Annotated in this window: 10 protein-coding genes; 4 read left to right on the top strand and 6 right to left on the bottom strand. The window is 68.1% G+C overall.

Annotated elements, in window-relative coordinates:
• The 4 genes from ELR45_RS02310 to ELR45_RS42255 form a co-directional block, all read left to right on the top strand.
• On the top strand, positions 1 to 1,060 hold a 1,060-nt coding region (locus ELR45_RS02310; protein ID WP_240759089.1), incomplete at its 5' end, for a phosphoglycerate kinase.
• A gap of 33 nt (positions 1,061 to 1,093) precedes the next feature.
• A complete protein-coding gene (tpiA, locus tag ELR45_RS02305) occupies positions 1,094 to 1,849 on the top strand; it encodes a triose-phosphate isomerase (protein ID WP_129663445.1) in 756 nt (251 codons plus the stop codon).
• Positions 1,850 to 1,912: 63 nt separating this feature from the next.
• Entirely contained in the window at positions 1,913 to 2,137 is a 225-nt protein-coding gene (gene secG, locus ELR45_RS02300; RefSeq protein WP_129663076.1) for a preprotein translocase subunit SecG, read from the top strand.
• 200 nt (positions 2,138 to 2,337) lie between these two features.
• The gene (locus ELR45_RS42255) at positions 2,338 to 2,679 is read left to right on the top strand and encodes an RNA polymerase-binding protein RbpA (protein WP_129663443.1); all 342 of its coding nucleotides are present in this window, start codon (positions 2,338 to 2,340) and stop codon (positions 2,677 to 2,679) included.
• 309 nt (positions 2,680 to 2,988) lie between these two features.
• On the opposite strand, the gene ELR45_RS02290 is transcribed toward ELR45_RS42255, so the two are convergent.
• The 6 genes from ELR45_RS02290 to ELR45_RS40310 all read right to left on the bottom strand — a co-directional run.
• Entirely contained in the window at positions 2,989 to 4,602 is a 1,614-nt protein-coding gene (locus ELR45_RS02290; protein ID WP_205855713.1) for a SulP family inorganic anion transporter, read from the bottom strand.
• A gap of 236 nt (positions 4,603 to 4,838) precedes the next feature.
• Entirely contained in the window at positions 4,839 to 5,024 is a 186-nt protein-coding gene (locus tag ELR45_RS02285; protein ID WP_129663072.1) for a hypothetical protein, read from the bottom strand.
• 161 nt (positions 5,025 to 5,185) lie between these two features.
• Positions 5,186 to 6,094 (bottom strand): NAD-dependent epimerase/dehydratase family protein, encoded by a 909-nt coding sequence (locus ELR45_RS02280; RefSeq protein ID WP_129663070.1) that lies wholly within the window; start codon positions 6,092 to 6,094, stop codon positions 5,186 to 5,188.
• 265 nt (positions 6,095 to 6,359) lie between these two features.
• Complete coding sequence (locus tag ELR45_RS02275; RefSeq protein ID WP_129663068.1) at positions 6,360 to 7,082, bottom strand: aspartate/glutamate racemase family protein; 723 nt, start codon at positions 7,080 to 7,082, stop codon at positions 6,360 to 6,362.
• A gap of 14 nt (positions 7,083 to 7,096) precedes the next feature.
• A complete protein-coding gene (gene pgl, locus ELR45_RS02270) occupies positions 7,097 to 7,876 on the bottom strand; it encodes a 6-phosphogluconolactonase (protein ID WP_129663066.1) in 780 nt (259 codons plus the stop codon).
• A gap of 52 nt (positions 7,877 to 7,928) precedes the next feature.
• On the bottom strand, positions 7,929 to 8,550 hold a 622-nt coding region (locus ELR45_RS40310), incomplete at its 5' end, for a glucose-6-phosphate dehydrogenase assembly protein OpcA (RefSeq protein ID WP_240759086.1).

Genomic DNA, 8,550 nt, shown 5'->3' with positions numbered 1-8,550 from the left:
TGCGCTGGCCGAGGCCGGCGCACGGGTGGTGGTCACCGCGCACCTGGGCCGTCCCAAGGGCGCGCCAGAGCCCAAGTACTCGCTCGAGCCCGTGGCCAAGCGGCTGTCCGAACTGCTCGGCGCCGATGTGGCGTTTGCTACCGACCTCGTTGGTGAGAGCGCCCGCAAGACCGTGGCCTCCCTGAACGACGGCGACGTCGCCGTGCTGGAGAACGTGCGCTTCGACGCTCGCGAGACCAGCAAGGACGACGCCGAGCGTGGCGCGCTCGCCGACGAGCTGGCGTCGCTGGCCGACTGCTTCGTCTCCGACGGTTTCGGGGTCGTCCACCGCAAGCAGGCCAGCGTGTACGACGTCGCGCAGCGGCTCCCGCACGCCGCGGGGCGTCTGGTCGAGGCCGAGATGGAGGCATTCCGGAAGGTGCTCGTCACGCCGGAGCGGCCATACGTCGTCGTGCTCGGCGGCTCGAAGGTGTCCGACAAGCTCGGCGTCATCGACAACCTGCTCGGCAAGGTGGACCGCCTGCTGATCGGCGGTGGTATGGCCTTCACGTTCCTCGCGGCCAAGGGCTACGAGGTCGGAGGCTCGCTGCTGGAGAACGACCAGATCGAGACCGTCAAGGGCTACCTCGACCGGGCCGAGCAGGCCGGCGTGGAGATCGTGCTGCCGGTGGACGTCGTCGTGGCCGCCGACATCTCCGCCGACGCCGACACGTCGGTGGTGGACGCGTCGGCGATCCCCGCCGACCAGAAGGGTCTCGACATCGGACCGGCCAGCGTGGAGCTGTTCAGTGGCAAGCTGGCCGACGCGAAGACCGTGGTCTGGAACGGCCCGATGGGCGTCTTCGAGCTGGCACCGTTCGCCGCCGGCACCAAGGATGTCGCGACGGCGGTGTCGCAGATCCGGGGCACCAGCGTGGTCGGTGGGGGAGACTCCGCGGCCGCGGTCCGCAAACTGGGCCTCGACGAGTCGGCGTTCACGCACATCTCGACCGGCGGCGGAGCGTCGCTGGAGCTCCTCGAGGGCAAGACCCTCCCCGGCCTCGCGATTCTGGAGGAATAAGGCGCTGTGGCGACCAATGCTCGCCGGCCGTTGATGGCCGGAAACTGGAAGATGAACCTCAACCATCTCGAAGCGATCGCGCTGGTGCAGAAGCTGGCGTTCTCGCTCGACGAGAAGACCCACGAGAAGGTTGACGTGGCGGTGTTGCCGCCGTTCACCGACATCCGGTCCGTGCAGACCCTGGTCGACGGCGACAAGCTCGGCATCGACTACGGCGCTCAGGACCTCTCCGCGCACGACTCCGGTGCCTACACCGGCGAAGTGTCCGGAGCCTTCCTGGCCAAGCTGGGATGCACGTACGTCACGGTCGGGCACTCGGAGCGTCGCGAGCACCACGCCGAGTCCGACGAGCTGGTGAACGCGAAGGTCAAGGCAGCGATCCGGTACGAGCTCACGCCGATCCTGTGCATCGGGGAGGGCCTCGACATCCGTCAGGCGGGCCAGCATGTTCCGCACACGCTGGCTCAGCTCGACGGTGGCCTCGCCGGGATCAGCGCCGAGCAGGCCGCCAAGTTGGTGATCGCCTACGAACCGGTATGGGCGATCGGCACCGGCGAGGTGGCCACGCCGGAGGACGCACAGGAGATGGCCGCGGCCATCCGTACCCGGCTCGCCGAGCTCTACTCGCCAGATGTGGCCGCGGCGATCCGTATCCTGTACGGTGGTTCGGTCAAGGCAGCCAACGTCGGGCCGATCATGGATCAGCCTGACGTGGACGGCGCACTCGTCGGAGGCGCCAGCCTCGACGCCGACGGGTTCGCAGCGATCTGCCGCTTCGACCAGTCGTGATCGCCGAGGTACACTTCTGGCTAGCCGACCAACTACTCGCTCGATAAGGATGAGGCTCACGCCGTGACGCTGATATTCGCGATCCTGCTGGTGATCACGAGCCTGCTTATGCTCGTACTCGTGCTGATGCACAAGGGCAAGGGCGGTGGCCTCTCGGACATGTTCGGTGGTGGTGTCTCGGCGTCCGTCGGAGGTTCCTCGGTCGCCGAGCGCAACCTGGATCGGCTGACTATCGCAGTCGGCCTGGTCTGGGCGGCGAGCATCGTCGCACTCGGACTGCTCGTTTAGGGCCCGCGTGATGGATCCGTGGTGTACCGCACGACGTCCGGCTGGTGCAGCGCTGCCTTCCCGTCGTCGGTCGGTCGGCTCCACGTCCTCCATCGTGCGAGGCATGTGGCAGGACCTCTGCTCGCTACGATCCATCACGCATGCCCGGCGCCAAGGACATCCTTGTCGATTGTCGCCGGAGCTTAGGGAGGACTGACGAGGTGGCCGGTGGTAACGCAATCCGGGGGAGTCGGGTCGGAGCCGGCCCAATGGGAGAGGACGAACGAGGCGAGTCAGCCCCGCGTCGTCAAGTAATGTTCTACTGCGGCCGCGGCCACATGAGTCCGCTGTACTTCGCGCTCGATGCCGACGTACCACAGTCGTGGGACTGCCCGAGGTGTGGTCTGCCGGCCAGTCAGGAAAAGGAGAATCCGCCGCCATCGCCGCGTGCGGAGCCTTATAAGTCGCATTTGGCGTACGTCAAAGAGCGGCGCAGCGACGAAGACGGTGCTGCGCTCCTCGAAGAGGCATTGGCGGCGCTCCGCCAGCGTCGACGCCTCTAGGCGGTCCTCGACGCTTCATTCGGCCCCACTCTCTAGCCGCGCGCTCGGGCGTGGTTGCGTTGGTGGGGCCGGAGAGCTTCCGCGGCCTCTCACGCCTCCGGCGGGTGGCTTCCCGTGCTGGTCGCGTTTGTCTGCGCCTTCGGAAGATCGGCCGCGCAAGCTCTCCGGCCCTTCCCCGCGCTTTCCGTTCTGGTTCTTCCCCGAGCCATGCCTGCCGATCGTGCCCATGCCGAAGTCCTGTAGGTCCGTTCAGCTCGAAAACCGCCCGACTTAGCAGCGTTGGGCGTTGCCCTGGCGCCCGCAGGGCTCCTAATCGGGTTCGGTGGTGACGACGCGGCATATGGGGTCGAGGACACGGTGGGCGCGATTGCGGGCGTGGTCCGGAACGTCGTGGACCTCGACGTTGACACCGTAGCTCTGTGCTTGCTCGGCGAAACCACGCAGAGCCATCAGACCGGTGAGGTCGAGGCGGCCCAGGCGGTGGACGTCGAGGACAACCCGGGTGATGGTGGGGTTCTCGGCGAGTAGCGCGGTGAGCTGTGTCTCCAGCATGGGCGCGGAAGCGAAGTACAGCACGCCTTCGGGGTGGACGTAGAGCGTGCCGTCCTTGACCGTTGTGCGCAGGTCCACCCGGAGCTCGCGCCAGAGGTGGACGACGAACGCGAGCGCGATGCCTATCAGGAGGCCGCGTTCGACTCGCGGCGCGAGCAACAGAGTCGCGACGAAGGTCGGCACGGCCACCAGGAACTGCGGCTTCGAGTAGTGCCAGTAGGTGAGGAATGGCTTCAGGTCGACCAGCGAGATCGCGGCGACGATGACCAGGCCGGCCAGGACCGCCGTCGGGAGGGCGGAGAGAGTATCGGCGAAGGGGAGGACCGCGAGGACCGTCACGCCCGTGATGGCGCCGCTCCAGCGGGTGCGGGCCCCGGTCATCCGGTTCAGCGCGGAACGGGAGAACGAACCGCCCGTGGGATAGCCACCGGCGACACCGGCGGCGAGGTTCGCCAGGCCCTGCCCGATGAACTCTCGGTTCGGGTTCCACTCCTGTCGGTCAGCTGCGGCGTACTTACGGGCGATCGAGGCGGGCTCGGCGAAGCCGACGAGAGCGATGAGCAGGGCAGGGACGATGAGGTCCGGTACCGCTTCCCAGGGAAGGTCCAAGGAGATCGGTGGGAGACCGCTCGGAACGGTGCCGATTTCGGCGATGTCGATCAGCCCGGTGCGGCTCGCGACCAGGGCGGCGATGGTGACGATCAGGACCCAGGGGACGAGAGCCGAGATGCGGCGGCCGCCCAGCACCACGGCGACCACTGCGAGGCCGACCAGCAGTGCCGCGACGCTCCACTCGGCCGGGCTGGAGAGCGCGTCGAACGCGGCCCTGGCCGGGTTGTCGGAGTCGGTGGGCGTGTCGAGCAGGCTCGGCACCTGGGAACCGACGATCAACACGGCCGCGGCGACGGTGAACCCGGTGACCACCGGGATGGACATGAAGTACGCGAGCGCGCCCCAGCGGATCAGACCCAGCAGGACGCGGGCGACGCCGACGAGTAGAGCCAGGATGGCGGCGTAGGCGACGAAGGTGGCCGAGCCGGTTGTCGCGAGTGGGGACAGCGCGCCAAGGGTGAGCAGGCTGGTCAGTGCGACCGGCCCGGTCTGCAGGTAGGGGGAGGAGCCGATCAGCGCCCCGGCTATGGGTGCCATGGCAGCGGCGTACAGCCCGTGCACGGGCGGCAGCCCGGCCAGTTCCGCGTAGGCGAGCGACTGCGGGACGAGGACCAGCGCGACGCTGATACCCGCGATGAGGTCGCCGCGAGCGGGCGGGCCGATTCGGCGCGGGCGCCGGCGTGCCTGCGTGTTCGCTGTGCCCCGGCGCGCCGTTCCACGTGGAGGCAGGCGCCATCCATGCCTGGTATTCGGGCCCATCACCGGATGCGTCCACCGGCCACGACGTCAGCTCCTTCGGCTCGTGGAGATATTCCTTGAGATCAAGGTATCGCCGCATGACGACGTGTCTGACCAGATTCGGTGTCAGCGCTGTTCAACGCGGGTATACCAGCGCCAACCCACCGTTATGGTCGGGAAAAGGAACGTGCTGGAGGCGCCGGAGGAACTCATGTGGCCTCATAGCGCGGAAAGATGGCCTTGACATGTGAGTGATGTCAGACTGCGCGGGCGCGGGTCAGGGCCTTCTTCGGCACCTTGGCGCCGAACAGGTAGCGCTTCTTGCTCTCGCGCGTGGCGAAGCCGGCGTCAGCCAGCCGCTTGAGCACGACCGGGCAGGACTTGCATCTGGGCGTGCTCTTACAGCACTTCTTCTTCGCCTTGACCGATCGCACGGAGCTCATCGTAGGTAAGCCTACCCTCGTCCGTCACTTTGATCTCCATCATGCCGGGCCACACTATGTGGTCCGTGGTTCCTTTGAGAGTGCCGCTGAAGGAAGGCGTGGAGCAAGAGCGCGAGACGGCCGGGGCAGCTGCGCTCATGGGGCCCGCCAGTGCCTGGGAATCACGGCAAGGGCATGTCGTGCTCGATCCAGGCGGTGATGGGAGGACGCGAGGGGCGCCAGCCGAGGGCACGTGCCCGGGTTGCGCGTACGCGACTGTTGGCGCCGAGCGCGTAGCGGGCGAATCCTTCGCCCCACGCGGCCGCGGCAGAGTCCAGACCCCACGGTTCGACCGGCTCCAGGCCCAGCCGCCGGGCGACCGCCTGTCCGATCTCGGCGAACGACGCATCCTCGCCGCCCTCCACGAAGTAGAACCCCTCTGTGGCAGGTTCGGTGAGAGCCAGATTGTAGAGGTCGGCCATGTCGTCGAGATGGACGGTCGACCAGCGGTTGAGGCCGCGTCCGACCACGCGGACGGTTCCACTGCGTTGGGCCTGGGTGACCAGTGGCGGGATCAGCACGGTCTGCGGGCGGGGGCCCGTGCCGTTGCCGTAGATCAGCGAGTTGCACAGCACGAGCGTGCGTAGCCCTGCTCCACCAGCATCGACGACAGCGCGATCGATGGCGTAACGGGCCCGTCGGATCTCATGGTCCCCCGGACTGAAGGGCACGGCGTCGTCGAAGACACTGCTTGAGGCGCTCTGGCCCTGGGCGTCATCGCCGATGACGCTTGTTCCGCTGGTGTGGATCAGGATCTTGCCCGAGTCGCGCAGCGCACCGATGAAGGTTTCAACGGCGCCGCGGTGATCACTGTGTGCGGTGTTGACGACCGCGTCTGCCCGCTTGGCTTCCCGCTCAAGCAGAGCGCCGTCGTCGAGCTCGCCGATGACCGGATCGATGCCCGCTGCGGTGAGCGTATCGACTACGCCGGGGGTACGGGTCAAACCGCGCACGGTGTGCCCGTCGCGGATCAGGCGCTTGGCGACGGCTCCGCCGATGTAGCCGCTTGCGCCGGTGAGGAAGACGTCCATTGTGGGTCCTTGCCGGGTCGTGTTCGGGGTGGTGGTCTAGCTGCGGAATCTGCCGGCCGCGCGGTGGGTGTTCACGGCCATCGTCTGCGGCAGGAGACACTTGAGCTCATTCCCGGCCTCTTGTTCCTCGGTCATGCCCAGAAGGTGTCAGACGCTTTAAGTCCCGTCCATTTTCATTGCCGTTTCAGCAACGGCCGCTGTGTGACGTCTCCCGCCGCATTCCTTAGCCGAGCAACTTTTATTTCCGTGACCGCCAACCGGTGGTTCAGGCGGGGCCACCGCGCCATGAGGGCATCGGCCTATGGCCGAGCGCGACGTCGAACGCTGCGCTGGCGAGAAGGCGCGTGGAGTCGAGCGTGGGCAGCGGAGCGACGTCAGGGGTCACGAGGAGCGGGATCTCCGTGCATACAAGGGCGACGGCGTCACAGCCGCGTGCCGCCAGGTGCTTGATGATGCGTACATACTCCTGCCGGGACGACTCGCTGAACACTCCGTTCACCAGTTCATCGAAGATGATGGTGTTGATGACGTCCCGGTCCGGTACATCCGGCACTTCAGCGGCGATGCCACGGTCGGCGAACGCCCGAGGATATATCGGGCCATCCATCAGGTAGCTGGTGCCCAGTACGCCCACCCGCTCGCGACCGTCTGCGGCTGCCTGGTTCGCCACCACCTCGGCGATGTGCAGGCCGGGAAGGGCCAGTGCCGCTCCGGGTTGTTCGAGTGCCATGTGTGCGGTGTTGTCCGGACACACGAAGAAGTCGGCGCCAGCGTCAGCGAGCCGTTGGGCGCTCATCGACAGCGTGGACCGGATCGATACGTAGTCTCCGGCGTGCCATGCGGCCATGCTGCGCCCCATGGCGATGCAGTCCAACGTGACGTCTGGATGCTGATGTGGACCCAGCTCGGCGAATCCTGCCTGGCAGAACGCTCGGAAGCAGAGGGCGGCGCCCTCCGTGCTGTGCGCGAGGATACCGAGATGCTTCATCCAGGACTCCGTCGTCAGGGCGTGGTGCGGCGGTTCAGACCTGGCGGGAGCTTGGACGCGGCCGCCTCGTCGAGCAACCACCTGGTGGCGTGCCGGCCCTGCGCTCCGGCGGCGGGGATCTGCGTCGGATCGGCACCGGACATCGCCATCTGCACCGCGGGTGCCTTGTCCTCGCCCGACACCACGAGCCAGACCTCGGCGGCCGAGCGGATCGCGGGCAACGTCAGCGTCAGCCGGGTCGGCGGCGGCTTGGGCGCGCCATGCACCGCGACCGCCGGCCGCTCGTCGTCCAGAGAGGGAAACTCGGGGAACAACGACGCGACGTGGCCGTCCGGGCCCACCCCCAGCATGAGCACGTCGAACTCCGGAACCTCGGCGTCCGCGTTCGCCGCCGTCGCGGCGGCGAGCTCCGCGGCGTACCACTCTGCGGCGCCCTCCGGGTCACCCGCGAACTCGCCGTCGTCGGCCGGCATGGGATGCACCCGGGACTCGTCGACTGGTATGTGGTCCAGCAGCGCCTCGCGCGCCTGCGTCTCGTTCCGCTCGGCGTCGCCCCGACCGAGGAACCGCTCGTCGCCCCACCAGATGTCCACCGTGGACCAGTCGACGGCCGAGTGGGCGGGGGAGCGCCGTACCGATGCCAGCATCGCCGTCCCGATCCGGCCGCCCGTCAGTACGACCGACGCCTGCCCACGGGCGGCCTGGGCGTCGGCGAGCCGGGTGATCAGGCGAGCGGCGGCTGCCTCGGCGAGTACCTCCGCATCATGGTGCACGACCACACTGTGATTGCTCATGTGGACCTCGTCATCCGGTGGGTGGGACGGGTGAACGGTGCAGCCCGCACGGTCAGCGCTTGACCTTCGTGCGGGTGGTCTTGCCGGTCTCCCGCTGCAGCTCGAGACCGTTGAGCAGGACGTCGCCGTAGACCTCATCCGGGTCCAGCCGGCGCAGCTCCTCGGCCAGGCACTCGCCGGGGGACCGGCGCGGCAGCGCCACCTTGCGATCCGCCCGTCCTGGAGTGCTCAGCACAGCCACGTCCTCGTCCGGGCGTTCGATGACGATCGGGCCGGACGCGCGCTCGAGACGGACGCTTAGCATCCCTTCGACTCCGCTCGCCTTGGTGCGGGTGACCGGGCAACGCAGCGTCATCGACAGCCAGCCTGCGAGCAAGTCGGCGCTCGGGTTCTCCGATCCGCCCACCACCCGGACCGCGGTGACCTCTTCGTACGGTGGCTGGTCCAGTGCGGCCGCGAGCAGCGCCCGCCACAGGGTCAGCCGGGTCCATGCCAGGTCGGTATCGCCGGGGCGGTAACCGTTGGCGTGGTCACTCAGCGCCGCGGACGGACGCTTGCACGCGGCCACGTCGGTGATCCGGCGCTGGGCCAGCGCACCGACCGGGTCCTCAGCCGGAACCTCGGGTGCCTCAGCCGGCCACCACGCCACCAGTGGCGCGTCCGGGAGCAACAGC

It is taken from the genome of Phytoactinopolyspora endophytica (assembly GCF_004138495.1).
Taxonomy (GTDB): Bacteria; Actinomycetota; Actinomycetes; order Jiangellales; family Jiangellaceae; genus Phytoactinopolyspora; species Phytoactinopolyspora endophytica.
The sequence above is the reverse complement of the archived record's forward strand: the minus strand, read 5'-3'. Positions and strand labels throughout refer to the sequence as shown.